The sequence below is a fragment of the Bacillus sp. 2205SS5-2 genome (genome assembly GCF_037024155.1).
GTDB lineage: Bacteria > Bacillota > Bacilli > Bacillales > Bacillaceae_K > Bacillus_CI.
Genome location: NZ_JAYKTS010000006.1, coordinates 121,865 through 147,927, shown reverse-complemented (window position 1 = coordinate 147,927; position 26,063 = coordinate 121,865). Strand labels below are relative to the sequence as shown.

Below are 26,063 nucleotides of genomic sequence, written 5' to 3'. Positions count from 1 at the left end.
AACATTTTCATTTTGTAAGAGAATATTTTAGAACAAGGGAGAGCCTTTCAGTTGAAAGGCTCTTTTTTTTCAAATCGTAAGAAAATATACATTTTTATATAATTTTCGTGTCGAGGTCATAAGTCAATCCGTCTGAAAGGTCAAAGAGCAACCTTTCAGTCGGCTCGTCTTATGCTGGTCGCCGATGAACGGGCGCCTTGCGCTTTTCTTATTTATAACATTTCTGATGTTGTTTTTGCTTGCATGTGAAGAGTAAGGTAATCTGGTCCACCGGCTTTTGAGTCTGTTCCACTCATGTTAAAACCTCCGAATGGTTGGTAACCTACGATGGCACCTGTACATCCTCGGTTAAAATAAAGGTTTCCAACATGGAAATCTTCACGAGCTTGCTCAATGTGATCACGGTTGTTTGTGATTACCGCTCCCGTTAGACCATAGTCTGTATCATTGGCAATCTCGATGGCCTCTGTGAAATCTTTTGCTTTCGTAAAACCAACGACTGGTCCAAAGATTTCTTCTTTCATTAGGCGTGCATCTCTCGTTAAGTCAGCAATAATGGTTGGCTTGACGAAGTATCCAGTCGAATCATCGCCTTCTCCTCCCGCTGCTAAACGACCTTCTTGTTTTCCAATTTCAATATAACTCATGATTTTATCGTAAGCCGCTTGATCGATAACTGGTCCCATGAAGTGTGAACGATCAACTGGATTTCCAACGGTTAATTCTTTAGTAAGCTCCACTACTCGATCTAGAACCGTATCATACACATCTTCTAGAACGATAGCGCGAGAGCAAGCTGAACATTTTTGACCTGAAAAACCAAATGAAGAGGCGACGATCGATTTTGCAGCTAATTCTAAATCTGCATCTTTGTCAACGACAATAGTATCTTTTCCACCCATTTCAGCAATTACACGTTTCAGCCAAATTTGACCTTCATTCACTTTAGAAGCACGCTCATAAATGCGTGTACCTACGTCACGAGATCCTGTGAAAGAGATGAATCGCGTTTTCGGATGATCGACTAAATAATCGCCAACTTCCGCTCCGCTTCCAGGGATAAAGTTTAAAACTCCACTCGGAAGACCCGCTTCTTCCATTACTTCTACGAATTTCGCTGCTACAACCGGCGTGGTGGAAGCTGGTTTCAAGAGAACAGTATTTCCTGTTACAATTGCCGCTACAGCTGTTCCTGCCATAATCGCAAATGGGAAGTTCCACGGAGAGATAATTACTCCGACACCTAGAGGAACATAATTGTATTGATTGTATTCACCTGGGCGACTTTCTACTTTGTGACCGTTTTTCATTGTCAGCATTTGACGAGCATAGTATTCAAGGAAATCAATCGCTTCCGCCGTATCTGCATCCGCTTCGTTCCATGGCTTACCTGCTTCTTTTGTAAGAAGAGCAGAAAATTCATCTTTACGACGACGAATGATTGCTGCTGCACGGAATAGAATGTCAGCTCGTGCTTCTGGCTTGTATTTTCTCCACGTTTGGAAAGTAGAGTAAGCAATTTGCATCGCTTTCTCAGCTAATTCTTGATTTGCTTTTGACACATAGCCGATAATTTCTTCTTTATCAGCCGGGTTACGGGAAACAATTTTCTCATCAGTTGAGATCTTCTCTCCCCCAATTACAAGTGGATAATGTTGTCCAAGATAGCTTCCGACTAGTTTTAATCCCTCTTGGTAGGCATTTTGTTTTTCTTCATTTGAAAAATCTGTAAACGGTTCATGTTTATAAGGAATCATCTTTTTTCCTCCTCAAATTCATTTCAATTTACTAACAAGTTATGGTGATCTGTTACAAACGCAAAAAAAATTTGCATTTAGAAAACCCTTACATATATAATAATGCAAAAGAATGTTGCGTTTTTCAAGTATTTTCTCTTTTTATTTTGCATTTTTTAAGGAGCGACCATTTATGAAGACTGAAAGCCTCTTACACATCTATCAAGAATTAATTGAAAAGCTTGACTCTGGCGTTCATATCATTGACCGTGAACAAAAGACCATAGTCTACAATAAAAGGATGATGGACATCGAAGGGATGTCTATTGAAGATGTGCTTGATAAAAATATTTTAGATGTTTTTCACTTTGAACGGGATGAAGAAAGCACACTTCTTCATGTACTTCGAAATGGTGAAAGTATCTTAAATGTCAAGCAAACGTATTTCACACGGAAAGGACAAGAAATTACCACAATCAATAATACGTACCCTTTATTTGAACATGGCGTATGTATTGGAGCTGTTGAAATCGCTCGCGATATAACAAAGCTTGATCGACTGATGAAAGAGCAAATGACGAAAAAGGATGAGAACTACACGTTTAACTCCATCATTGGAAGCTCTGCCTCTATTTTAGAGGTAATTGAAAACAGTAAACACGCCACCACTAGTCCTTCCTCAATACTCATAATTGGTGAGATTGGCACAGGAAAAGAACTTATTGCTCAAACTATTCATAATGAAAGCTCGAGAGCTGGAAAGCCTTTTATTGCTCAGCAATGCGATTCCTTGGATCCCGCACATTCTGCTCGCATGCTTGTTGGCGAAGGTGGCGTTATACAATTAGCTACTGGTGGAACTCTTCTTCTTTCTCACATTGACCGTCTATCACTAAATCTTCAGGATAAGCTACTAGATATCCTTCAATCAAAAAAAATCAAGCATGACAACATTGAATCCCCTCTAAATATACAAGTGATTGGTACAATGCAAGAAGATCCAATAGATGCCATTGCTGCGGGACGTCTTCGCAAAGAGCTGTATTATAAACTAAGCAACTATTCCATCTTCGTCCCTCCTCTAAGAGAGCGACAAGAGGATATATTGGAATTAGCTCAATCTTTTATTGATTCTTATAACTTGCTGTTCGGAGCCAATGTAAAAGCCATCCATCAAGAAGTGATAAACGCTCTTCAAGCCTATGATTGGCCAGGAAATGTGCGAGAACTTGAACGAGTAATGGAAGAGTCGTTGAGTTTTGTCGGATGGGAAGAAATGATTTCCTATCACCACTTGCCGATGTCATTTAGGCAGAAGGTAAGTGCAGACACAGAAGAAGATGATAAATGGCTTGTTCAACCAAATCGTGAATTGTTGTCACTCGAAGAATACTTACAAGAGGCAGAAAAATATTATATCCAAAAAGCACTGATGAATCATGATTTTAATATCACAAAAACAGCCAAATCCTTAAGAATGAGCAGGCAAAATTTACAATATCGCATTCGAAAAAATCAAATCGAACGCTCACCTGAAAAATAATTTTTTTATAAGTATAAAATAACAAAAAAAGCCACACACTTTAGTGGTGGCTTTTTTTGTTATTATTTTTTGACTAGGTCAGATTGCTCAATCCACTCTTCAAGTTTTTCTTTTAGAGTATTGAATCCAGCTGGTGCTTCTTCAACAGCTTTTATATTGCTTTGTCCTTGGCGGCGGCGAGGTTTTTTCGCTGCTTCTTTTGGAGTAGTTGCTGCTGGTGCTTCTTCCGTTGCACGAATTGAAAGACTGATTTTGTTTGCTGCTGCATCAACAGAAAGAACTTGTATGTTTACTTCGTCTCCTACTGTTAAATGCTCATTAATGTCTTTAACATAGCCATGTGTAATTTCAGAAATATGCACTAAACCTTGAGTTTGTTCGTCTAATGCAACAAACGCACCGTACGGTTGGATGCCTGTTACTTTACCTTTTAATTCTGTACCAACTTCATATTTTGTAGTCATAGAAACACTCCTATTAATGTAATTTTCATCTTTTTATACGCAATTAAAGATTATATCACAGTTGTCCAATTTTAGCAAAAGCGAAATCACTGTCATTTAGAAGTGTTCCCCTCTTATGCTGACTTTACTACTCCCTATGACTGTTTTCATTTACATTGTTATAGAGCTTAATCATCGATGAATCCGTATTTAGGCAATGATTTTGTCTAAATAAATACGAAAAATCCCCAAAACTCTTATTTTTTTGAGGCGAGATCCATTTTTTTAAAAAACATCATTCACCGCGAAAGTCTCTTTTCCTATACATTGTAGCTATTACATCTAATTTTTGATTGAACCTACCATTCTCACTGTTGATTTCCCTCAAAAATTGACGAAAAGATGATCCGAAACAAAGTTCTGTCAACGTATATACACAGGCTCGAAAAGCAACAAACTTTGCGAAAACAGTCTTTGTCATTAAAGAGCGACAACCTCATCTCTATCTGCAAACTTTTCTTAGAAAATGTTGATATTCACTCCACTCTCAATGTAAGTCACTATTTCTATACCGCTTTTTTATAAGAACTTGTTGCTTTCAACTCACATTTCGCACGTGAATCTATTCAATTTTTTTACAAATTCTAGATCAAAATCGACAAAATCTTTTAATTCCTGCAGGTGGACATATGTTTTCATAGGTTGTTATATTTTTCTATTACAGTTAAATTTCTAAATATATGATAAAAAATGTATATTTATTTTCAATTGAGTACGGTGTGCGGAAACTCAGTTTCATTATAATATTTTTATTTTTTTCGAAAATGACTATACATGTCGATTGATTCTATAGTAGTATTGGTAAAATTATCAGGCTATTCTCAGAGATATTTTTGCTTTTGGCACCTATTTTTAAATAATATGCTAGGCATTTACTGTAGCTGAAAACAGCCACTTATTATGACGAAGAATGGAGCGTACTCTAAATGAATAATGCTGAATGGACATCAAGAATTGGCTTTATTTTAGCCGCTTCTGGTTCTGCTATTGGACTAGGAGCTATTTGGAAATTCCCTTATATGGCTGGAATGAATGGTGGAGGGGTCTTCTTTATATTGTTTATCCTTTTTACAGTGATCATTGGGACACCTATTCTTCTTGCTGAGTTTGTTATCGGAAGAAAAGGAAAGGCAGATGCTATCACTGCCTATAAAAATATTGCACCAAACTCATCTTGGCATTGGGTCGGATACTTAGGAACAATTGTCTCTTTTATCTTATTATCGTTTTATAGTGTTGTAGGGGGGTGGATTCTTTCCTATTTGACAAGAAGTGTTACCGGAGCTTTATCTGGGAAGACACAATCCCAATATGAAGAGTTGTTCGTATCACTTATTAGCAATCCATGGGAAGTGCTAATCGCTCAATTTATATTTATTCTCATGACGGCATACGTCGTTCAGGGTGGAATTCAAAAAGGAATTGAAAAAGCCAGCCGCTATATGATGCCTTTGTTATTTGTCTTTTTTCTTGTTTTAGTAATTCGATCTTTAACCTTAGATGGAGCGATGGAAGGGGTATTATTCTTATTAAAACCTGACTGGAATTATTTATCGGGGCATACCATTCTCCTTGCTTTAGGCCAAGCCTTTTTTGCTTTAAGTGTAGGTGTATCGGTTATGGTGACATATGCTTCGTATTTGTCTAAAAAAGAAAATTTAGTTCGATCCGCTTTTTCCGTTGCTGGTCTAAATATTTTCATCTCCTTATTAGCAGGACTTGTCATTTTCCCCGCTGTATTTGCCTTAGGATTCACGCCAGGAGAAGGACCGGGATTAGTATTTGTCGTCTTGCCGGCAGTCTTTAATGAACTCTCCTTTGGTGGTTTTTTCTTAGTCATTTTCTTAGTTTTGCTTTTATTCGCGACTTTAACATCAGCATTTTCGATCCTCGAAATTCTGGTTGCGGTATTAACTAAAAACAAGGAGAACAAGCGAAAGAACACAACGTTTGTAGCTGCCTTTATCGTATTTCTTGCAGGCATTCCGAGTGCGTTATCTTTTGGAATTTGGAGCGAAATCAGATTTTTTAATAAAACATTTTTTGATCTAGCTGATTTTATCGTTACCAATATTGGCTTACCTACCGGCGCTCTTCTCATCAGTATCTTTCTCTCTTTCAGAATGAAAAAAGCAGAAAGCTATCAAGAACTTGCACAAGGAAGTAACATCACATCTGTCAGCTTTAATCTTTGGTTTATCTGTTTACGCTATATTGTTCCAGTTGCAATCATCCTTGTCTTTCTTCAATCGTTAAATATTTTATAAAATGTTCAAAATCTGAAGGGAAATTTTTCAATATTTATTGTACAATAGAAATAAGAAAAACGCTTTCATAGGAGGGGATGAAATGGCTCACAATTTTGGTGAACATTTAAAAATGTATCGTGAACAGTGTAATCTATCACAACAAGAACTAGCTTTTAAAGTACGGGTTGGAACCAAAACAATTGAGAAGTACGAAAATGGAACACAACTGCCGGATACCCAAACCATTCTAAAACTTTCTACAGTTTTAGATGTGCCTGCTTCCGAGCTTCTTGAAAAAGAAGGCGTCCTTGCTTCTGGTATTGACCCCGAGATTGAGCAACTAGTGAATGAGATAGGAACGAAAAAAGCGAAGCTCATTCTTCGCAAAGCAAAAGAATTCTCAGAAGAAGACTTCCTTCGTGTGATGCAAATGCTATTTGAATTAAAATATAACGAATAACCAGTGAAAACTCACTGGTTTTTTTGTCGAGAAAAGCGAAAGTGGCTCGCCCAGGGACGGCAGGCATCTGGCAGTACACGCAGTGAAGCCTGCTTCACGTAGTGGGCTGACAAATGCCCGAGTCCCTAGCCACTGCAGCTGGATCACGAAAAGCGAAAGTGGCTCGCCCAGGGACGGCAGGCATCTGGCAGTACACGCAGTGAAGCCTGCTTCACGTAGTGGGCTGACAAATGCCCGAGTCCCTAGCCACTTGCAGCTGGATCACGAAAAGCGAAAGTGGCTCACCCTGCGGCGGCAGGCATCTAGTCGTTCCCCAGTCTATAGTTATACTATAGACTTCAAGAAAAAACGCCATTCCCGATGAAATGACGTTTCTTACCTATTCTTCTTTAGTTAAACTGTTTTCATAGAGAATTTTGCTTCCACAGCAGTTAATGTTCTAGAAAAAAATCATTTACGGGGTTAATTCATCTGATTTTAGATTGAATCCTCCGTTTCACTGTTGATTTCCATCAAAAACATGCGAAAAGATGCCCAGAAATAAAGCGACATCATAAGTATTAGATTGATAGGAAAGCAACAAACTTTGCGAATACAGCCTAATTATATAAAATTGCCTCAATGGATAAGAAAAAATCTTTCCATTAAAAAAACTTGATTTGGTTGTATAAGCCGTTCGCAATCGGGGTAACATAGTACTAAGCTTTCTTAGTATTCCCCCTTTATTGAATGGACGATGATATTCATCGTCCTCTTTTTTTGGGACTTTTTTCTTAACCGTTGTCGCTCCAAGCACAAAGAAAAAACAGGCCGTAAAGTTTTTTCGAATTAATTCTTACTTTTTATTTAGAAATCAAAAACTTCTCGTTAGGAAAAGAGCATGAAGTCATACAAGTCAAGGGTTCTATTCCTATTCGAAAATCCCTAACCTTTGCGAAAACAGCCTTTTTTGGTCACGATCGAGTTCTCTCCATAAATCGCTTCATTCTCTTCACAGCCTCTTGCAGCTGACTGAGCGAAGAGGCATATGAACAGCGAATATGTCCTTCTCCACTTTCTCCAAATACATGTCCAGGTACCACAGCCACCTTTTCTTCGACCAACAAGCGTTGAGCGAATTCTTCTGATGACAATCCCGTGCTTTTAATGGATGGAAAACTATAAAAAGCTCCTCCCGGTAAATGACAGGAAAGACCCATTTCATTACATGCCGACACAAAATAATTACGCCGTTGACGATAACTTTTTTTCATTTCTGCGACTTCTCGCATCCCTTCACTCAGCGCTGCAATAGCACCAAACTGTGCGGATGTAGGTGCACACATCATACTATACTGGTGAATTTTCAGCATGGCTTGCGTCAAAAATGGTGGAGCACAAACAAACCCCAGCCGCCATCCCGTCATGGCAAAACCCTTTGAAAATCCATTGATTAAGATCGTTCGCTCTCTCATGTCAGGAAGGGCAGAAAAACAAATATGTTCTTCATCATAAACAAGCTCTGCATATATTTCATCTGAAATAACCAAAAGGTCTTCCTCTTGAATGATAGGCAGTAATCCTTCGTAATGCTCTTTTTTCATGACTGTACCGGTCGGATTATTTGGGGAACAAAGTAAAATCGCTTTCGTCTTTTCTGTAATGGCTTCCCGTAGCTGATCAGGCTGCATCACAAATTCATTTTCTGCTTTTGCATCAATCCGGACGGGCGTCCCCCCAGCAAGCGTCACTAGCGGTGCGTAAGACACAAAGCTCGGCTCCACAATGATGACTTCATCTCCCGGATTGAGGATCGATCGAAACGCGAGATCAAGCGCCTGACTCGCACCCACAGTCACAATTATTTCTTCATTGACGTCATAAGCAACTTTAAACCGATCTTCAATATAGTGAGAAATTTCTGTACGAAGCTCTACCAGTCCTGCGTTGGCTGTGTAGGATGTATACCCTTTTTCTAGTGATGCGATGGCAGCTTCTCTCACTCCCCACGATGTTACAAAGTCAGGCTCACCAACTCCTAGTGAGATAACTCCTTCTAAACTATTGGCTAAATCAAAAAACTTTCGAATTCCTGAAGGTGCAAGAGAATCGACAGAGCGAGACAAATAGTGATGGGACTGTTTCATCAAGGTGACACCACCATACGCTGATCTTCTTCACCATCTTCTAAAATAATGCCATCATGCTTGTATTTTTTTAAGTAAAAATGCGTCATAGTTGAAACCACTGAATCGAGCGTAGACAGCTTTTGAGAGACAAAATTACCTACCTCGTTCATTGATTTTCCTTCGACTGTCACCGATAAATCATACGCACCTGACATTAAATATAGCGATTTCACTTCAGGAAAGCGGTATATACGTTGAGCAATTTCATTAAACCCTACTCCACGCTTCGGGGTGACTTTTACATCAATCATCGCGGTGATCCCTTCATAACTATCTACTTTTGACCAGTTTACTAATGCATTACAACGTACCAAGACATTCTGCTCTTTTAAGCTTTCAATCATCTGAGTTACTTCAGTTTCCGTAACATTCAGCATTTTTGCTAATACTTCGTCTGCAATACGTGCATCTTGTTCTAAGATTGTGAGTAATTCTAATTCTTTTTCTGTGCATTTCATACCGTTTCCTCTTTTCTCTATTTGTGACTATTTTTCGTAAGTTGTTTTGGTATTAGATTCTAAAATATTGAAATAGAAAGACTTCATATCATAATTAAACCAAAAGAATGACAAAAATAAGGTGCTCATAGCTTTTTTATATGTCTCAGCTACAATTTATTCGAATAGAGCCTCATTTTTTCACTATTATACTGAATTTTACTATTCTATCTCAATGTTCACATTATTTCACAAAATAACTCTTCCGTCATGAGAGATTTTCCTCCTGCTGAATAAAGTAGTGTAATTTATGACAAGCCGGGGAGAATACAAAGACTAATATGTTCAGGAGAGAGGATACTATGCTAGAAAATGACATTACGTTTAATAGAATGGTTAATGGCATCGAAGTTTATTATGAATATCATTCTCATCCTCATTCAAAGGAAACTTTTGTATTGCTGCATGGATTTCTTTCATCAACGTTTAGCTTTCGGCGGTTAACTCCGCTATTAAAACAGCATTACAATGTCCTTTCAGTAGACCTTCCCCCGTTTGGCAGAAGTGGAAAGTCAAATAAATTTAGATACTCTTATGAAAATTTAGGAAAAACGGTGATCCAACTTTTACAGCAACTCAACATGACCAACGTTTTTCTAGCCGGTCATTCTATGGGGGGACAAGTAGCCCTATATATGATGAAGCAACAGCCTGAGCTAATTGAAAAGGGTATATTACTTGGTAGTTCCGGGTATTTGAAGCGAGTCAATAAACCTCTTGTTTGGCTCAGCTACGCTCCTTTTTTCCATTTATATGTAAAACTCTGGCTAACACGTTCTGGAATACGAAACAATTTAGAAAATGTGGTCCACGACATTCAATTAATTGACGATGAAATGATGTACGGCTATTTAAAACCATTTCTAGATGATGAAATATTCCGGGCACTTACGCGGATGATTCGTGACAGGGAAGGTGATTTATCCGAGAACATCCTCCGTCAAATCGATACCCCGTGCTTGCTTATTTGGGGGGATCAGGACCGGGTTGTCCCCTTAAACATAGGTAAGCGATTAAATAAAGATTTACCCAATGCCAATATGATTATTTTGAAGGAAACTGGCCATCTTTTACCTGAAGAAAAACCTGATGAAGTACTTCAACATATTCAGCAATTCGTGGTAAGTTAAGTTTTTTATCTATATAAGTTAAACTAAAGAATTCACTTAAAACAGTTGACTTCAGGTGTGTCCATGTTCATCTCAATGTTTCCATCCGGTTAGACTCCCTTTACTTTTTTTATGGAGCGCATGGAATTCTCTAGCTTGAGTATTGATTAATAGTGGTAGCCATTTGGTTGAACGTACTTCCCAACTGATGCCACTGAATGGCCTGATTACGTTCAACGTGAGATAGATGAACATCTTTTTAATTCAATTAGAACGGAAGGTACTCGGCTCCAGTGGGAATAGTAGGACAGGTGAAAATCATGGCCCGTACACGAGGTTCGTCCCCACGGGAATAGTCCCTATCCTTGAGGAGGCTCACCGCCTACCCTGCGGAAAGCGAGTGCCTGGAGCGGAGATTAACATCCCTGTTTAACAAAGCTATATCAAAAAGAAGAACATTAGTTCAAACTAGATAACTTGAAAAGGACAACCTTCGTTCAGAGGGCTGTCCTTTCGTATAATTATGACTGTACGTCTCTGACAAAATACTTAAAGAACTAAAATGAGCAAGATGCGCTGTTTTTTATTTGAAGCATTTTTTCAGCAATCACTTCACATTCCCACATAGGAATCCATTCTTCAAATGAAAATTCATAAATACTTTGAATCTCACCGGCTAAGGGCTGTGGTTTTTCGTTGTCATGAACCGCTTGTACAACATCGGCAATTTCGGTATCATAGCCTTCAGGACCTACTTGAAAAGGATCCCACTTTTTCAACAAAGACACTAGTTGTCTATTCATCTCCGTCAAATTCATAACATCACCTTATTCATTTATTTTGTACACATAGTTTATCACAGAATAAGAAAAAGCAAAGGATGGTTGATCAATGGAAAATTTTGATATAATAACAAATCGCAAAGGAACTGCCTCTGTCAAATGGGATTTAACTCCTCGTCTATTCGGAGAGGACGATATCTTACCCTTGTGGGTTGCCGATATGGATTTTCCTGCTCCAAACGAAGTCATCCAATCCCTTCATAAACGAATAGAACATGGTATTTTCGGCTACAGTTTTGCAACAGACAAAACGAACTCAGCTGTTGCCTCATGGTTTAAAAACAGACATAATTGGTCCTTTCCAGAAGATGCCATTCTCTATAGCCCTGGTGTTGTCCCTTCTCTTGCGACAGCGATCACAACCTTTACCGATAAAGGCGACCGTATTTTAGTCCAAACGCCTGTCTACTTTCCTTTTTTTCAATTAATTCAACAAAATGACCGTGAAGTTATTGATTGCCCACTCTTTCAAATGAATAGCCACTATGAAATCGACTTTGATGCGTTTGAAAAAAGTCTTCAGCAAGGTGTAAAACTATTCTTATTATGTAATCCACATAATCCTGTTGGAAAAGTTTGGACTAAAGCTGAACTTACAAAAATGGCTCAATTATGTCAAGCTTATAACGTCCTAATAGTTTCTGACGAAATACATTGCGATCTAGTCTTCCCACCTCACCAGCACTATGCCATTGCAAAAGATTTCAAAGATACGGTGATTACACTCACAGCCCCGAGTAAAACGTTTAATATTGCGGGCTTGCAAGCATCTCTTTTGATTATTGAAAACCAAGAGCTTCGGGTTCAATATCAAAATGCACAAAAAAAACAAGGAGTTTTCTCTTTGAATGCACTGGGACTTATCGGACTCGAAGCTGCCTACACAAAAGGAGGTCCCTGGCTGAATGAGCTTATTTCTTACATAGAAAATAATAAAAAGCTCGTGTCTAGCTTTTTAATGGAAAACCTGCCGAACGTCAAACTTGTGGAAACAGAAGGAACCTATCTTCTATGGCTCGATTTTCGGGCTCTACAACTTTCAGAAGAAAAAATCACCGAACTTCTTCATAAAAAAGGAAAGCTTGCTCTTGAACCTGGTAGTAAATACGGAGAAGAAGGAACTGGATTTTTCCGCATGAATATTGGCTGTCCTAAAGATACACTAGAAGAAGCGATGTTCAGGTTACAAAGAGCTTTAAGTTAACTTTAATAGCGCAAGGTTTGGATTTTTCCAGCTATATCAGGAATTTCCTTTCTCATCTCGTGTTAGTACTTGGAACAAACGATTGAAGGAGAATGCACATGAACATAATCCGATTAACACCCGCTCACGCAGAAGAATATTGGTCATTACGGTTGGAGGCTTTAACCACGAACCCTCACGCATTTTTAATGACTTATGACGAGGCCATCCAGAGAACAAATCCGATAAATCAAACGAAGGAGCGCTTGCAGAATAAAAACAATTATACGTACGGGGCTTTTGCTGAAAATGAATTAATTGGTGTCGTCACATTACTCCGTGAAACACACCCTAAAATGATGCATCGTGCAACTATTTTTGCAATGTATGTGACACAGAAGAAGCGAGGTCTTGGTGTAGGTGCTGCTTTATTAGCAAGCGTCATTCAAGAAGCCAATTGTATACCTGGACTTAAAAAAATAAATTTATCCGTGACTTCAGGAAATAGCGAAGCCAAAAGGTTATATCAAAAGCTTGGCTTCTCGGTTTATGGCTTGGACCCTAAAGCTCAATTAGTCGACAATCACTATTTTGACGAAGAATTAATGACCTTACTACTCTAGTTACCCATGACTTTTTTACCGCTGCTTCTATTAGACTTTATTCAACTCAACCTCTGACTTGAATAAAGGTTATCTAAACTATAATGATTCAATTTCCTCAAGAAACAGTAAGGGTGTCTATATACACGAGGCGCACTTACTGTTTTTATATAGGTCTTTTCGTATACATTCTAATTATTTCATCTAATTTTTAATTAACCTTCCATTTCACTGTTGATACCCACCAAAAACAAATGAAAAGATGACCCGAAACAAAGCAATATCACCGTTAATAAACTGGTTGGAAAAGCAACAAAATTTGTGAAAACAGCCTATTATATAGCAAAAACTCAGATTTAAATCACGTTTTCCTCTTTTCAAGTGCTCCTATTGGCAGGAGGAAGTTTACAACCTACTCCTTTTTCTCGGCTTTTTCATCCTTTTGGATTTCTCCACAGGCCACTCGTATGCCGGCATCTCCTGCTGGCTGACTCGTACCATCATCTTGTACTTCATGTATGACGATCGCCGTACCTTCTTTCGTAAACAGTGAGCTTTTACCATCATCTAGTGTCACTTGTGTGGCAAGAATCTCTGCTTTGGCACTTCCGTCATCCTTTACCGTCAAGTTCGGTAAATCACCCGCATGTGCACCGTCTTGATTCATTAAGCCATGTGCATGATTGTCCGGATTAAAATGTCCACCCGCTGATGTAAAATCAGGTGCCTCGCATGACCCTTTTTCATGAAAATGAATTCCATGATCACCAGGAGTCAATCCTTCTACGTCCACATTAACCATGACTCCTTCTGCCTGTTCTTGTAATGTAATCGTACCAATTGAATCACCATCTGCATTTTTCATATCCACATCAATTTTACGCACATCCGGATAGACGCACGCTGAAAGTAAAAGACATGTCATAAGAAGACAATAAGTTCGTTTATTCTTCATCGCTTTCTCCTCCAAAAACCAAATAATATGTTCCCAGTATGTACAAGCCAGAAGCAATTTATTCAAAATATTCCTATCACAGCTCACTATTTGCTATCAAGAAAAAGAGAAGCGCAGCTGTCTAGACCTAGACACAAAACCATTTCTCATTATATTTTTCTTCGTTTTCAAAAAGCTGTGTTAGTGAGTGTTTAATTTTTGTTGGACCTCTGTTTGGTATGGTTGGTGAACGCCCTGAAGCAATAATCAGTAAACATGTTTAACAAAGGCCCTTTTCGCATACTTTGTTGCTGTAGCATACAAAAAAGATGGAAACACTCTTTTTTCCTCCTCATTTCGGGTAAAAATGAGGAGAAAAGATGCCCGAAGCCATTCTTCATCACGATAGGAGGGCTAATTCGAAAAGCCACAATCTTTGCGAAAACAGCCTTAACAAAAAAACATCACTACAAAGCGATGTTTTCTGCATTTTTTTAACAAAACTGTTTTCGCATATTTTTGATGTGAAACACCAGTTACGATGGATACGAATTGAGCCTTTTGTAAAGAACTATTCTTTTGTTTCACGTTCTTTTTGAATGGCCTCTTCCATGTCTTTTGTTTTCATTTCTTGTCGCTTAGACACGCGAATAATCATTTTAAAAGTCAAAAATGCAATGATGGCGAAAATCACCATGGTGATGCCAGCTGGAATGTATTCTGATTTATCTTCCGGAAAATATAGAAATAAGCCTAAAACTACATTAGAATGCATATGTTTCTCCTCTCAGTTAAAAATCAACTATAGCTGCTAACCTGTTTTATTTTTTTCTGAACTTTTTTATGATTCATTATAGCAATACTTGAAAACAACAACCACTTATATCCCCCGTAGTGGATTGAATAACCGTTTTATCGATTAGCTATTTTCTTAAAGTTTGTTTGTTTCCCTAACAAGAAGAGGCCTGTAGATTCTTCAGATTCGAGTCCACAATATCGTGTAAAAAAGATCCTCACTATGGCATGAGAAGAAAATAACTACATAACTTCTGAGACGAAAGCATGTTTATTCCACTACCTCGATTGTTTCAATCAAAACATCTTCAACCGGCTTATCTCCTGCTCCCACCTCAACAGAAGCAATTTTGTTCACAACATCCATTCCTTCGACAACTTGTCCAAATACAGTATGACGAGAATCGAGCCAAGGGGTTCCACCATTTTCTAAATAGGCATTCACGATAGCAGCTGGATAGCCTGCTTTTTCTAGATCTGCTTTTAATCCTGAATCAACAGTGCTATTTTGGACAATAAAAAATTGACTTCCATTGGTGTTCGGGCCTGCATTAGCCATGGAAAGGGCTCCATTCAGATTGAAAAGTTGTGACGTAAACTCATCTTCAAACGGTTCTCCATATATGCTTTCTCCACCAGTGCCATTACCAGTTGGATCTCCCCCTTGAAGCATAAAATCATTAATAACTCGGTGAAACGTCAATCCATCATAGTAACCATCTTTACTGTGTGTAACAAAATTTTCAACCGTTTTAGGAGCTAGCTCTGGAAATAACTTGATTTTGATATTTCCTAGATTGGTTTGCATATTTACTAGAATTTCATCTTCTTGAACCTCTTTTGATAGTTGTGGATAATTCTGTTCTTCCATTCCCTCATTGCTTTCTGTTGCTTTACTTTCAGTTGAATTTTCTTTTTCAGGCGCTGCTTCTGTTCCACAAGCTGAGAGCAGCAACACCCCTAAACTAAGACTGAGCACATTGCGTATTAAACGATTCATCGTGTTCCCTCCAATAATTCTTTCTTCTCAATAGGCTAAAACATCAACCTTAGCCATTTTTTGCTTCTTCGCTATTTAGTATTTAGTTCAAACAACTATGTAGGTTTCAGAACTCAATCAATTATTCTTGTAACAGGTGGTGAATGCTGAGCGAGCAATTGACCTCATTCCCTTGTCCGGTTTTTCGCTTGTTTTAATCAATATGTATAATCCTGACATTAAGCTAAAATGGTAGCATCAATTGAACCCTAGAAAATTGTCTTGTCAACACTAAATAGCGAAGAGCCCATTTTTTTGTATAATAGCATTATAAGCGATTGGAGGAGGAAAACCTATGACTCATCTAAAAATCAATGAATTTGTTACCGGTATCTACAAGACTGGAAAATATATTGGTGAATTAACCAATGAAAATGACATTTCTTATGTGGTCCGGATTTTAGCTGTCCTAAAGCACCCCGTTCAGGGAGATCTTCATCACCCCAAACAAGTAAATCAAGGGTTTTTTCATGAACGTAAGGCATTGGCTTTTCGTGAACAAGCAAACATCCCTAAAACCATGGTAAAACCTTTTCAAGGAGAAATCCCTAATTATCAAGACTCTTTACACCACACCTTTCACGAACTGTTAAGCACACTTCAACAAGGGGATAGCATTTATGCTCAAAAAAGTATCGAAACACTGCGAAGCATCCAACGCGAATATGAATTAATGTACAATATGACTTTTTAAAACAAAGCCTACTCATATCAAAAACCAATATGACGTTATGTGAATGTTTAATCTCATCTTGTTGGAAATATCTTGAATATATTCCAGTCCGACCATTTGTGGCTAAAAATGTAATTACCCTGACCCTATGACAAACATCCGATTAACTGTGGATTTCGTTTCTTAATACTTAATTTGACCACTTACTATTTGAAGATATCCACAACCCCAATGAGGTGGGGGAAATGACTTTTTCTGTTCATTCACTTAGTGGACAGAAAATTCGGTTTTACTTCTTTCCCATAGAAAAGAGCCTTATCTCTTTGAGAATAAGGCTCTTAAGCTAGGAGATTATTTAGTTTAGAAAAATCCACCCGATCGCCAATTGTCGGCGGGGAGGCTTTTTTAAGATATTGTTTATCTTTTTCGACGAGTTTATAAATATGATAAGTAGTAAGTGCATCATCTAGTGCTTTATGGTGTTTTCCTACACCATCTCTTCCGTATTCTTGAACCGCTTTCCATAATCCCGTTTGATTTCGATCCCCGAAAAACTTTTTATACTCCATAGATAAATCGATAAATTGACCACTTAAAGGAAAATCAATAGTCGCTTTTTGGCAGTTTTGCCTTAGCACTTTCATGTCCATATTTCCCCATGTAATGATTTTATTAAGACCCGTTCCATTAATCCCTTGAAAATAGTTAGCTAAATCATAAAATGATATGCCATTATCTACATCTTTTTGGCCAATATGAAGAAAATTTTTACATCGTGGTGTGAGTTTCGGAAATGCAATGGGTTTTACATAAGTAGAAAATTGCTTTACGATTTTTCCTTCTTTTATTAAAACGATGCCCGCTTCAATGATTTCTGGATAAAATCCTCTTGGTGAATGTTTTCGATCTGGCATCGAAAATTCAAAGTCGATGAAAATTAACTGATTTTCGTCCACCATTCTCCCTCCTTAGTCTTCTCCCGATTGTGGTTTGCATTTTTCAATTATTACTTATTATATCATGTGAACCGCTTAAATTATGACAATTCAAACAATTCATTTGCATCTTTTCGGGTACATTGCCCGTACATTCGAGTATAGATTGCTTTTTCTTCACTAATTTAGAATAAAAATGCACAAATCTCCCATAAAGATCCGTTGAACAATCATTCTATGAAGAAAGTTTTCTACTATTATCTGAAATCACATTTTTGCGTTTTCATGTTAGCGACTTCTTTATTCTTATTAGAAATTACATTATGATAAAGTAGAGAATACTCTAAAGTGATAAAACCCGAAAGAACTGGCTCAATATTGTTAGTTACTTCCCTGGGTTCAACAATATGAAGAAACGATGTGGCTGTGTTGTGAGGACTTTTACAGGTTACCTTACCATCGTAATAATTTTTCCGCTTTTTGTTTTCATCGTGTACCTAACAGGTCAAGAAGTCGTTCAAGTGGAAGATTTTCAGCAGAAGATGGATAGGGTTATTAATAAAAATGAAATAAAAGTACCGGTTACAAGCCTTTTATTGGATCAAAATGGCGAGGTTTTCTCTGAAGTGAATACTCCGTACCGTCTTTATGCTAAGGGTGAGGAAATCCCTCCTTATTTAAAAGACGTGATGATTTTTTCCGAAGACCAAAATTTTTATGATCATTTCGGATTTGATGCCGGGGCTATTTTACGAGCTGTTGTGAAAAATCTAGTTTTCACTCATATCCAACAAGGTGGTAGTACCATTACCCAACAACTTGTGCGAAATTTATACTTGGATCAAGAAAAATCATATAACCGAAAGCTAACGGAACTTTTTTATGCTTATGAACTAGAGCAAGCTTTAACAAAAGAAGAAATTCTGGATTTATATTTAAATGTGATTTATTTTAGCAATGGAATTTATGGAGCTGAGTCGGCTTCACAGCATTTTTTTCAAAAGCCTCTAACTCAACTCTCCAAAGCAGAATTAACATTCTTAGCTTCTATTCCTAATAACCCTGCTAAATATGACCCGGTTGCACATTTTGATGCAACGAAAGAACGGCAAGAGCGCTTGCTAGATACAATGATGAATGTTGGAAAGCTAACACATGAAGAAGTCACTGCTCTAAAAGCTGAGAAAATCAGCCTTCATATCAAGAAACATGAAAATGCGTATCCCGATTATGCGGTGTATGTGGAAGAAGAATTGCGTCAGTTAATTAGTTTAAAGGAAGGATTTTATGAAAAAAATTCAGCCGCCCAGTCTGAGGAAGAGAAGAAGATGATATCTGCTTCATTGGATGATCGTGTTGAAGAAATAATTACATCTGGAGTGACAATAGAGACTAATTTGGATCCCGACATGCAAGCGAAAGCCGTGACCTCTGTGAAAGAAAACCTGCCTTATGCAGGGGTGGAAGGCGCAGCTATTGTTATTAATAATTCAACAAGGGGAATCGTTGCGATGTCTGGTGGTAAAGACTATCAGAAATATTTTTTCCACCGCGCTTACCAAGCATATCGCCAACCTGGTTCGTCTGTTAAACCCTTGCTTGTTTATGCCCCCTATATCGAACGCTTTCAATCCTCTTTAAATGAAAGTGTTAACGCGAATAGGTATTGCATCAAGGATTACTGTCCTCAAAACTACGGAAACAGTGAGTGGGGTATGGTGACACTCCAGACGGCTTTTATTCAATCGCTAAATACGCCTGCTGTTCGCTTAATGGAAAAAATCGGGGTACAAGAAGCTTTTTCCCATTTCGACTCCTTTCAATTTTCGAAAGTAATAAAACAAGATCAAACATTCGCTGCTGCCATAGGTGGATTTACTTATGGCTTGAGCCCGTTAGAAATGACCCGAGCCTATACAAGCTTTATTGATGGTGTTTATACTGAGCCGCGTGCTATCACCAGAGTAGTCAATCGAGACGGATTAACCCTCTATGAATGGAATGAAGAGTCCGTAACGCTTTGGTCTACACAAACGGTTGAAAAAGTCAGAAGTCTCCTCCACTCAGCCGCTGTAAGTGGGACAGGTAAATCAGCCTATCTCCCCAAACCATATATGGGAATTAAAACGGGGACGACCAATCAATTTTATGATTACTGGGCCGTAGGGTTAACAGACGAATATACAACCGGGGTATGGGTTGGACATGATTTTCCTCAAAACATGCAGAGCATTGAAAAAAATCGTCCTAGTCACATGATTTGGCGGGACATTATGAGATAAGAAATGTTCGAGGCGCAAAACCATTTCAAAATTTAAACTTTTTTCACCTATAAACGATAAAACCTAGGTTTTATCGTTTAACTTGGGTGAGAATAGGTAAACTCGCTAATATTCCATTATAAATTTTTAGTGCAGCAAAAAAGACTATCACAATCACCAGACTCCAAAATAATACTTGAAATAAGACAATACCTACCATGCCTCCTCGCGACAACGAGGGGGTTATTTTGTAGACAAAGAGTACAAAGTAAATGAAACAAGAGGCCAAAAAAATAAGCATTAAGCCTACAATAGAATTGACACTAACGATTGACACAAGTGCGCCTATAAAGAAAACAAGTGCTAAAGGACGAACACTTTGAATCGCTTCTCCGCTGGAGTCCTTTGAAAAAAAGAGCAGACTAAGCTCGTTAATAGTTTCCGCGATCAATTTTAGAGCAGCAAAAACCATAAAAAAAACTGTCATCAGCAAAATTAAAACAAATAAATTCAATTGAATATCCGATAAAAACTCTCTCATCCCTGCGTAAATTCCAATCCCTTTAAAAAGTGAAACAAACACATCTACTCCATACACCGCAAACGTTAAACTAAACAATAAAATAGAAAACAAAGGAAAGTATCCTGTTATGTAAGTATTTTTCATCAAAAGCCTCTCCCAAAAATCGACATTACCACTCCCATCATATCCGTTTCAACAACGATTGAAAAGCGAAAGTGGCTGTCCTGAGGCGACAGGCAAATGAAGAGCTCGCAGGTGATGCCTGCATCACTGGAGAGTTATTCATTTAACCCGAGCCTCAAGCCACTGTAGCAAGACAATGAAATCCCAAACTCCCCTAAATTGAAACCTAGATTTTTCTCCACAAAAAAGATGGGTTTCCCCACCTTATTGGACATACCGAATATATTCTCGAGAGCCGAAGGGAACCGGTTCACTAACTGGTTCTGCCTCTTGATAAGTAGACAGTGGAATAATTCCCTCCTTCTCAATGTTGTTATAACGTCTTTTATCCTGCAAAGACTCGTGACCAAACCAAGATACGCCGAACAGAAAACTAAACAGGGAAAGAGAAAGACATACTTTTCTTTTCACTGACAATCACCACCTAGTTATAGCATGGAGTGTCCAAATGGTTTTTATACCCGGAGAAAAGGGAATTTTAGAAAAGAGAAGGCTTCTCTTAAAGGCGACAAGCAAAAGACGAAGAGTAGACAACATACCCTTTTAATTTCTAAGCAATCACTAGCACTTTTTCTGGACCGGACAGGACTAGATGAATATTCGAAAAAAACACTAAATATCCAAGAAAAAGGCATCGACGCCACCTTAAAAATGCAAAATCTAGAAGCTATGTTTTTATTTTCTAAAGGCTCTTTTAATATATTTCGTGCTTATTTCATCTGCTTTTTTGATTAAACCCTTCATTTCTTAGTTAATTTCCATTAATAATTAAGGAAAAGATGCCGGAAAACAAAGCTATATCAAAAGTTATAGACTGGTATGAAAAGCAACAATTTTTGCAAATGCAGCCACAAGAAAAACTGATTCCACTTGGGGCTAGACACTTAAACCAGTTTAACAACCATATACTTCCTAAAATTCCCGAAGAAAACACCCCCACATTCTCTTGGGATCTCTCTACTTCAGAAATATTTTTAGGTATTTCGGTCACTTTCTACTTATTTATTAGTTTGCAGGGATCCCTTATCGGCGAGAGTTTCCTGAATGCATCCCCATATTTTTTACGTTATAATGCTTGTATGGTCTTTGTTGCTTCATAGGAATTGAATGTGTAAATAAGGAAAAGCTGATAGTAACTCTAGACATATTATGTGATTCATCAAATTTTCTACGCCTAAAGGAGGGTCTTTATTGTCTATACTTCATTTTGCCATCATCTCACCCTTTTTGATGGCATTATTGGTTCCAGCTTTTTATTTTCTTTTTAAGAAGATACATACAGGTTGGTTTGTTCTTATTTTACCCATTGTACTATTTAGTTATTTCTTACGATTTATCCCCGTTACAGAAGCGGGTGATGTCGTTAAGAGTACAGCAGAGTGGATGCCTTCATTAGGAATAAACTTTGTGGCATACGTTGATGGGTTAGGACTATTATTTGCGTTATTAATTACAGGAATCGGCTCGCTTGTTGTTCTGTATTCCATTTTTTACTTAGAAAAAGCAAAGGAAGCGCTACATAACTTTTATGTTTATCTGCTTCTCTTTATGGGAGCAATGCTCGGTATTGTTTTATCTGATAACTTAATGGTTCTCTATATGTTCTGGGAATTCACATCAATTTCCTCCTTTTTGTTAATTGGTTATTGGTATCACCGTGAACGATCACGTTACGGAGCACAAAAATCAATGCTGATAACGGTATTTGGTGGGTTAGCGATGCTAGGTGGCTTTGTTTTGCTCTCCATCATGGGTGATACATTTAGCATTAGAGAGCTAGTGGCGATGTCAGATGATCTTTATCGTCAACCACTCTTTATCCCAGCTATGCTTCTCGTCCTTTTAGGAGCCTTTACTAAATCGGCACAGTTCCCATTTCACATTTGGCTTCCGGATGCAATGGAAGCACCAACTCCAGTCAGTGCCTATCTACACTCAGCGACGATGGTCAAGGCGGGTATCTATCTTGTTGCACGTTTAAGCCCTGTCTTTGCGCAATCAAGTACGTGGTTTTGGCTTGTCGGAGGTATTGGACTATTAACCCTTTTCTGGGGAGCTTTTAATGCTGTTAAACAAACGGATTTAAAAGGGATTCTTGCCTTTTCAACGATCAGTCAGCTTGGGTTAATTATGTCTCTCTTAGGGGTCGGATCTGCTGCGTTGCATTATGACTATAAAGAATATTATCTAGTCGCAACAGTTGCCGCTGTCTTCCACTTAATCAATCATGCAACCTTTAAAGGTAGCTTGTTTATGGTGGTTGGCATCGTGGACCATGAAACCGGAACCCGAGATATAAGAAAACTTGGTGGTCTTATGAGTTTGATGCCAATCACGTTTACAATAGCCTTGATCGGAACGTTTTCCATGGCTGGGCTTCCACCCTTTAATGGCTTTCTAAGCAAAGAGATGTTCTTTACTGGAATGGTTAAAGTTGCTGAAATGAATATATTTAACTTAGAAACATGGGGATTATTGTTCCCGGTGATTGCTTGGATTGCCAGTGTCTTCACATTCTTGTATAGTATGATGCTTTTATTTAAGACTTTTACTGGAAAATATCAGCCAGAAAAACTTAAGAAAGCACCACATGAAGCTCCTTTTGGGATGTTGCTTTCCCCTCTAGTTTTGGCTTCGCTTGTGATTATCTTCGGGATTTTTCCAAATCTTTTATCACACACTATTATCAAGCCAGCAGTTGTGTCGATTTTACCAGGGGTACTGACCTCACCAAAGCCGTTAGAGGTTCATATTAAAGCATGGCATGGCCCTAATATTGAGCTATATATGACACTCGGGGTAATTGCCGGCGGAACTTTATTATTCTGGTTGCTCTCTAAATGGATAAACATATACGATAAATTCCCAGCTAGGCTTTCATTAAATTACATGTATGACAGTGGTCTAACAGGGTTAGAAAAAGGTTCATATAAACTAACCAAAAAGGTCATGAACGGTTTTATTCGAACATACCTAGTCTATATTTTCACCTTTTTCATCGGACTGCTTTTATTTACTTTATGGTCTAAAGATGCCTTTTCGTTCAATACGGATGATTTAGCTCCTGTTGGGATCTACGAACTAGTATTGGCCATACTCTTATTACTTGGGACGTTTACGATTTTATTAGCAAAATCACGTTTAACTGCTATCATCTCGCTCGGAGCAGTCGGGTATACCGTTTCCCTATTTTACGTGTTATTTCGAGCACCTGATTTGGCTTTAACACAGCTCGTCATCGAAACGGTTTCTGTCGCTCTTTTCTTACTATGCTTTTATCATCTCCCACGACTTTCACGTCATGAAGAGCATGTAGGCTTTAAACTAGGAAATGCATTGATTTCGATTGGGGTTGGACTCGTAATCACCTTGATTTCCATTTCAGCTCATAGTCAAAAAATGTTCAGTTCTATATCTGAATTCTATATCGAGAATGCCTACAAAGAAGCAGGAGGAAAAAATTTAGTCAATGTCATCCTAGTCGATTTCCGTGGCTTTGACACCCTATTTGAAATTTGTGTTTTAGCTATTGCTGCATTGGGTATTTTCTCCATGATTAAACTTCGATTAGCAAGGAGGAATGAAGGATGAAAACCAATGATGTGATTCTTCAAACCGTCACGACGATCGCAGCCTTTATGATCATTTTATTTTCCATACAACTTTTCTTTGCGGGTCATTATTATCCTGGTGGAGGGTTTATTGGTGGATTGATGACATCTGGAGCGCTCGTCTTGTTGCTACTTGCTTATGATATCAAAACGGTTGCGTATATTTTACCGATTGACTATAAGATCATGACGGCGATAGGATTACTGCTCTCCGTTGGAACCGGAACAGGAGCCCTATTGTTCGATGTACCGTTCTTAACTCATGCATTTAATGATTTTCATCTTCCATTACTAGGTAAGCAATCCCTTCATACCGCTGTCATCTTTGATACGGGCGTGTACCTAGTCGTCATTGGGGTTACGATGACGATTATTCAAACGATTGGAGAGAGTGAATAATGGAAATATTAATGTCTATTGTCATTGGAATTTTATTTATGAGCGCCACCTACTTAATTTTATCCAAAAGCCTACTTCGGATTATTATTGGGACAGGACTTTTAAGTCATGGCGCTCACCTACTGATCTTAACAATGGGGGGATTAAAAGAGGGAGCTGCTCCACTTCTTGGAGAACATGCACCTTCCTATGTTGACCCTTTACCACAGGCACTTATCTTAACTGCAATCGTTATCAGTTTTGGTGTTACATCCTTTTTCTTGGTACTTGCTTACCGTGCCTACCAAGAGATCGGCACAGACAATATGGATCAAATGAGAGGAAATGAAGGAAATGACTAACTTATTAATACTCCCAATCCTCATCCCTCTTTTAACAGCAATCTTGCTTATGTTTCTTGGAAAGTGGATTGGCGCGCAGAAATGGATTTCTCTTTTTTCAACTGGCGGATCTGTTTTTACCGCCGTTATTTTATTAAATACTGTATATAATGAAGGGATTCAAACCGTGAACGTTGGAAGTTGGGAGGCACCTTTTGGAATTACCCTTGTGTCTGACCCTTTATCAGCCTTACTCGTGTTAACGACGAGTATCATCACATTCTTAGTTCTGGTTTATTCCTTCAAATCGATTGGTGAATCTCGTGAAAAATTCTACTATTATCCAATTATCCAATTCCTACTAGTAGGAATTAATGGTGCGTTTACAACCGGTGATATCTTCAATTTATTCGTCTTTTTTGAAGTGATGCTAATGTCTTCCTATGTGTTGCTCGTTTTGGGAGGTACACAAATTCAGCTTCGAGAATCCATTAAATACATTTTAGTGAATGTCATATCTTCTGCTTTGTTTGTTGTAGCAGTCGCGTACCTCTATTCCGTTGTCGGTACACTCAATATGGCCCATATATCTCAACGAATTACCGAATTGAATCAACCTGGAATCATTACCGTTATTGCGATGTTGTTTCTAATCGTATTTGGCTTAAAGGGAGCTATTTTTCCTCTTTACTTTTGGCTTCCGGGTTCTTATTTTGCCCCTCCCATACCGGTTCTCGCGCTGTTTGGGGCATTGTTAACGAAGGTGGGCGTTTATTCTATCCTACGAACGTTTACGCTCTTCTTTCATATCGATACGAACTTCACGCACACTTTGTTACTATGGCTCGCTATCGCAACCATTATTGCGGGTATTATTGGTGCCATTGCTTATTGGGATGTCAAGAAAATCATTATCTATAATGTCATTATTGCTGTAGGGGTCATTGTATTAGGAATTGCCGTGAATACCGAAACATCGCTTCAAGGCTCTGTCTATTACCTACTTCATGACATGTTAGTAAAAGCAGCTTTATTTTTACTCATTGGTGTGATGGTAACCATTAGCGGGACGAGTAATTTACGCCAAATGGGCGGTATGATTAAACAATATCCTCTACTAGCCTGGTCGTTTTTTGTAGCTACCTTATGTTTAGCAGGCATTCCACCTTTTAGTGGATTTGTTGGGAAACTTTTAATCATCCGCGGAGCTATGGAGGCAGAACATTATGTAGCAGCGGGAGTGGTTCTGCTTTCTAGCTTATTTGTTCTCTATTCTGTGATGAAGATTTTCATCAACGGTTTTTGGGGTGAGCCGAAAGAATATGAAGTGAAAAAAGAGACCAATATTCCTTACTTATGGGCTCCAGGAGCCGTTCTCGTGCTACTCGCCGTTTTGTACGGATTAAGTGCAGACTTCCTTCGTCCACTAATGATTCAAGCCACGGATGTATTAATAGACCCTAAAATCTATATACAAGCCGTCTTAAAGGAGTAGTGT

24 protein-coding genes are annotated in these 26,063 nt (G+C 38.3%); 13 read left to right on the top strand and 11 right to left on the bottom strand.

The genetic code is table 11. The features are described from left to right. Positions 1-212 precede the first annotated feature (212 nt). On the bottom strand, positions 213-1,757 hold the full coding sequence (pruA, locus tag U8D43_RS06545; protein ID WP_335870370.1) for an L-glutamate gamma-semialdehyde dehydrogenase: 1,545 nt from the start codon (positions 1,755-1,757) through the stop codon (positions 213-215). A 172-nt stretch (positions 1,758-1,929) separates the two neighbouring features. Between pruA and U8D43_RS06540 the strand changes: the two genes are divergently transcribed. After that, a complete protein-coding gene (locus U8D43_RS06540; protein ID WP_335870369.1) occupies positions 1,930-3,279 on the top strand; it encodes a sigma-54 interaction domain-containing protein in 1,350 nt (449 codons plus the stop codon). A 62-nt stretch (positions 3,280-3,341) separates the two neighbouring features. Here the strand turns inward: U8D43_RS06540 and yugI are convergent, their stop codons facing one another. Continuing rightward, positions 3,342-3,743 carry a S1 domain-containing post-transcriptional regulator GSP13 gene (gene yugI / locus U8D43_RS06535; protein WP_335870368.1) on the bottom strand — a complete coding sequence of 134 codons (402 nt, stop codon included), beginning with the start codon at positions 3,741-3,743 and terminating at the stop codon, positions 3,342-3,344. 965 nt (positions 3,744-4,708) lie between these two features. On the opposite strand from yugI, the gene U8D43_RS06530 reads away from it, so the two are divergent. Then, positions 4,709-6,049 (top strand): sodium-dependent transporter, encoded by a 1,341-nt coding sequence (locus tag U8D43_RS06530; RefSeq protein ID WP_335870367.1) that lies wholly within the window; start codon positions 4,709-4,711, stop codon positions 6,047-6,049. Positions 6,050-6,131: 82 nt separating this feature from the next. Then, positions 6,132-6,491: a helix-turn-helix transcriptional regulator gene (locus U8D43_RS06525; protein WP_335870366.1), complete on the top strand. Its 360-nt coding sequence runs from the start codon at positions 6,132-6,134 to the stop codon at positions 6,489-6,491. A gap of 953 nt (positions 6,492-7,444) precedes the next feature. Here U8D43_RS06525 and U8D43_RS06520 read toward each other — a convergent pair. Both U8D43_RS06520 and U8D43_RS06515 read right to left on the bottom strand, forming a co-directional pair. Next, on the bottom strand, positions 7,445-8,617 hold the full coding sequence (locus U8D43_RS06520) for an aminotransferase (protein WP_335870365.1): 1,173 nt from the start codon (positions 8,615-8,617) through the stop codon (positions 7,445-7,447). Continuing rightward, positions 8,617-9,117, bottom strand: coding sequence for an Lrp/AsnC family transcriptional regulator (locus U8D43_RS06515; protein ID WP_335870364.1), 501 nt, complete (start codon positions 9,115-9,117; stop codon positions 8,617-8,619). Before U8D43_RS06515 ends, U8D43_RS06520 begins: the two co-directional genes overlap by 1 nt. A gap of 341 nt (positions 9,118-9,458) precedes the next feature. Between U8D43_RS06515 and U8D43_RS06510 the strand changes: the two genes are divergently transcribed. Then, complete coding sequence (locus U8D43_RS06510; protein WP_335870363.1) at positions 9,459-10,286, top strand: alpha/beta hydrolase; 828 nt, start codon at positions 9,459-9,461, stop codon at positions 10,284-10,286. Between the two features lie 536 nt (positions 10,287-10,822). Here the strand turns inward: U8D43_RS06510 and U8D43_RS06505 are convergent. Further along, positions 10,823-11,083, bottom strand: coding sequence for a DUF1871 family protein (locus U8D43_RS06505; protein ID WP_335870362.1), 261 nt, complete (start codon positions 11,081-11,083; stop codon positions 10,823-10,825). Positions 11,084-11,156: 73 nt separating this feature from the next. Between U8D43_RS06505 and U8D43_RS06500 the strand changes: the two genes are divergently transcribed. After that, complete coding sequence (locus U8D43_RS06500; protein WP_335870361.1) at positions 11,157-12,311, top strand: MalY/PatB family protein; 1,155 nt, start codon at positions 11,157-11,159, stop codon at positions 12,309-12,311. A 98-nt stretch (positions 12,312-12,409) separates the two neighbouring features. Beyond that, positions 12,410-12,913, top strand: coding sequence for a GNAT family N-acetyltransferase (locus U8D43_RS06495; RefSeq protein WP_335870360.1), 504 nt, complete (start codon positions 12,410-12,412; stop codon positions 12,911-12,913). Between the two features lie 391 nt (positions 12,914-13,304). Here the strand turns inward: U8D43_RS06495 and U8D43_RS06490 are convergent, their stop codons facing one another. The 3 genes from U8D43_RS06490 to U8D43_RS06480 all read right to left on the bottom strand — a co-directional run bounded on the left by U8D43_RS06490 (position 13,305) and on the right by U8D43_RS06480 (position 15,621). Next, on the bottom strand, positions 13,305-13,847 hold the full coding sequence (locus U8D43_RS06490) for a superoxide dismutase family protein (RefSeq protein WP_442893569.1): 543 nt from the start codon (positions 13,845-13,847) through the stop codon (positions 13,305-13,307). Positions 13,848-14,397: 550 nt separating this feature from the next. Then, the gene (locus U8D43_RS06485; protein ID WP_335870359.1) at positions 14,398-14,601 is read right to left on the bottom strand and encodes a hypothetical protein; all 204 of its coding nucleotides are present in this window, start codon (positions 14,599-14,601) and stop codon (positions 14,398-14,400) included. 291 nt (positions 14,602-14,892) lie between these two features. After that, the gene (locus U8D43_RS06480; protein WP_335870358.1) at positions 14,893-15,621 is read right to left on the bottom strand and encodes a peptidylprolyl isomerase; all 729 of its coding nucleotides are present in this window, start codon (positions 15,619-15,621) and stop codon (positions 14,893-14,895) included. A gap of 334 nt (positions 15,622-15,955) precedes the next feature. On the opposite strand from U8D43_RS06480, the gene kapB reads away from it, so the two are divergent. Then, entirely contained in the window at positions 15,956-16,354 is a 399-nt protein-coding gene (gene kapB / locus U8D43_RS06475) for a kinase-associated lipoprotein KapB (RefSeq protein WP_335870357.1), read from the top strand. Positions 16,355-16,671: 317 nt separating this feature from the next. Here kapB and kapD read toward each other — a convergent pair whose 3' ends face one another. Further along, the gene (kapD, locus tag U8D43_RS06470; protein WP_335870356.1) at positions 16,672-17,292 is read right to left on the bottom strand and encodes a 3'-5' exonuclease KapD; all 621 of its coding nucleotides are present in this window, start codon (positions 17,290-17,292) and stop codon (positions 16,672-16,674) included. Positions 17,293-17,675: 383 nt separating this feature from the next. Here kapD and U8D43_RS06465 point away from each other — a divergent pair, with 383 nt between their 5' ends. Further along, on the top strand, positions 17,676-19,550 hold the full coding sequence (locus tag U8D43_RS06465) for a transglycosylase domain-containing protein (RefSeq protein ID WP_335870355.1): 1,875 nt from the start codon (positions 17,676-17,678) through the stop codon (positions 19,548-19,550). A 70-nt stretch (positions 19,551-19,620) separates the two neighbouring features. Here the strand turns inward: U8D43_RS06465 and U8D43_RS06460 are convergent, their stop codons facing one another. Next, positions 19,621-20,196: a DUF5366 family protein gene (locus U8D43_RS06460; RefSeq protein ID WP_335870354.1), complete on the bottom strand. Its 576-nt coding sequence runs from the start codon at positions 20,194-20,196 to the stop codon at positions 19,621-19,623. A 243-nt stretch (positions 20,197-20,439) separates the two neighbouring features. Beyond that, positions 20,440-20,646 (bottom strand): hypothetical protein, encoded by a 207-nt coding sequence (locus U8D43_RS06455; protein ID WP_335870353.1) that lies wholly within the window; start codon positions 20,644-20,646, stop codon positions 20,440-20,442. Between the two features lie 368 nt (positions 20,647-21,014). On the opposite strand from U8D43_RS06455, the gene U8D43_RS06450 reads away from it, so the two are divergent. The 5 genes from U8D43_RS06450 to U8D43_RS06430 all read left to right on the top strand — a co-directional run bounded on the left by U8D43_RS06450 (position 21,015) and on the right by U8D43_RS06430 (position 26,060). Next, positions 21,015-21,335, top strand: coding sequence for a hypothetical protein (locus U8D43_RS06450; protein WP_335870352.1), 321 nt, complete (start codon positions 21,015-21,017; stop codon positions 21,333-21,335). A 91-nt stretch (positions 21,336-21,426) separates the two neighbouring features. Continuing rightward, positions 21,427-23,826 (top strand): Na+/H+ antiporter subunit A, encoded by a 2,400-nt coding sequence (locus U8D43_RS06445; RefSeq protein WP_335870351.1) that lies wholly within the window; start codon positions 21,427-21,429, stop codon positions 23,824-23,826. After that, positions 23,823-24,245, top strand: a complete 423-nt coding sequence (locus U8D43_RS06440; RefSeq protein ID WP_335870350.1) for a Na(+)/H(+) antiporter subunit B — start codon at positions 23,823-23,825, stop codon at positions 24,243-24,245. Before U8D43_RS06445 ends, U8D43_RS06440 begins: the two co-directional genes overlap by 4 nt. Then, positions 24,245-24,586, top strand: coding sequence for a Na(+)/H(+) antiporter subunit C (locus U8D43_RS06435; protein WP_335870349.1), 342 nt, complete (start codon positions 24,245-24,247; stop codon positions 24,584-24,586). Before U8D43_RS06440 ends, U8D43_RS06435 begins: the two co-directional genes overlap by 1 nt. Continuing rightward, complete coding sequence (locus tag U8D43_RS06430) at positions 24,579-26,060, top strand: Na+/H+ antiporter subunit D (protein ID WP_335870348.1); 1,482 nt, start codon at positions 24,579-24,581, stop codon at positions 26,058-26,060. Before U8D43_RS06435 ends, U8D43_RS06430 begins: the two co-directional genes overlap by 8 nt. The last annotated feature ends 3 nt before the right edge of the window (positions 26,061-26,063 follow it).

Coding starts and splice junctions, on each gene's coding strand:
- kapB (WP_335870357.1), top strand. CDS start 15,956: ATGACTCATCTAAAAATCAATGAATTTGTTACCGGTATCTACAAGACT.
- U8D43_RS06460 (WP_335870354.1), bottom strand. CDS start 20,196: ATGAAAAATACTTACATAACAGGATACTTTCCTTTGTTTTCTATTTTA.
- U8D43_RS06525 (WP_335870366.1), top strand. CDS start 6,132: ATGGCTCACAATTTTGGTGAACATTTAAAAATGTATCGTGAACAGTGT.
- U8D43_RS06465 (WP_335870355.1), top strand. CDS start 17,676: ATGAAGAAACGATGTGGCTGTGTTGTGAGGACTTTTACAGGTTACCTT.
- U8D43_RS06450 (WP_335870352.1), top strand. CDS start 21,015: ATGCCGGAAAACAAAGCTATATCAAAAGTTATAGACTGGTATGAAAAG.
- U8D43_RS06495 (WP_335870360.1), top strand. CDS start 12,410: ATGAACATAATCCGATTAACACCCGCTCACGCAGAAGAATATTGGTCA.
- U8D43_RS06485 (WP_335870359.1), bottom strand. CDS start 14,601: ATGCATTCTAATGTAGTTTTAGGCTTATTTCTATATTTTCCGGAAGAT.
- U8D43_RS06505 (WP_335870362.1), bottom strand. CDS start 11,083: ATGAATTTGACGGAGATGAATAGACAACTAGTGTCTTTGTTGAAAAAG.
- U8D43_RS06490 (WP_442893569.1), bottom strand. CDS start 13,847: ATGAAGAATAAACGAACTTATTGTCTTCTTATGACATGTCTTTTACTT.
- U8D43_RS06515 (WP_335870364.1), bottom strand. CDS start 9,117: ATGAAATGCACAGAAAAAGAATTAGAATTACTCACAATCTTAGAACAA.
- U8D43_RS06435 (WP_335870349.1), top strand. CDS start 24,245: ATGGAAATATTAATGTCTATTGTCATTGGAATTTTATTTATGAGCGCC.
- U8D43_RS06500 (WP_335870361.1), top strand. CDS start 11,157: ATGGAAAATTTTGATATAATAACAAATCGCAAAGGAACTGCCTCTGTC.
- U8D43_RS06530 (WP_335870367.1), top strand. CDS start 4,709: ATGAATAATGCTGAATGGACATCAAGAATTGGCTTTATTTTAGCCGCT.
- U8D43_RS06440 (WP_335870350.1), top strand. CDS start 23,823: ATGAAAACCAATGATGTGATTCTTCAAACCGTCACGACGATCGCAGCC.
- U8D43_RS06480 (WP_335870358.1), bottom strand. CDS start 15,621: ATGAATCGTTTAATACGCAATGTGCTCAGTCTTAGTTTAGGGGTGTTG.
- U8D43_RS06510 (WP_335870363.1), top strand. CDS start 9,459: ATGCTAGAAAATGACATTACGTTTAATAGAATGGTTAATGGCATCGAA.
- U8D43_RS06430 (WP_335870348.1), top strand. CDS start 24,579: ATGACTAACTTATTAATACTCCCAATCCTCATCCCTCTTTTAACAGCA.
- kapD (WP_335870356.1), bottom strand. CDS start 17,292: ATGGTGGACGAAAATCAGTTAATTTTCATCGACTTTGAATTTTCGATG.
- yugI (WP_335870368.1), bottom strand. CDS start 3,743: ATGACTACAAAATATGAAGTTGGTACAGAATTAAAAGGTAAAGTAACA.
- pruA (WP_335870370.1), bottom strand. CDS start 1,757: ATGATTCCTTATAAACATGAACCGTTTACAGATTTTTCAAATGAAGAA.
- U8D43_RS06540 (WP_335870369.1), top strand. CDS start 1,930: ATGAAGACTGAAAGCCTCTTACACATCTATCAAGAATTAATTGAAAAG.
- U8D43_RS06520 (WP_335870365.1), bottom strand. CDS start 8,617: ATGAAACAGTCCCATCACTATTTGTCTCGCTCTGTCGATTCTCTTGCA.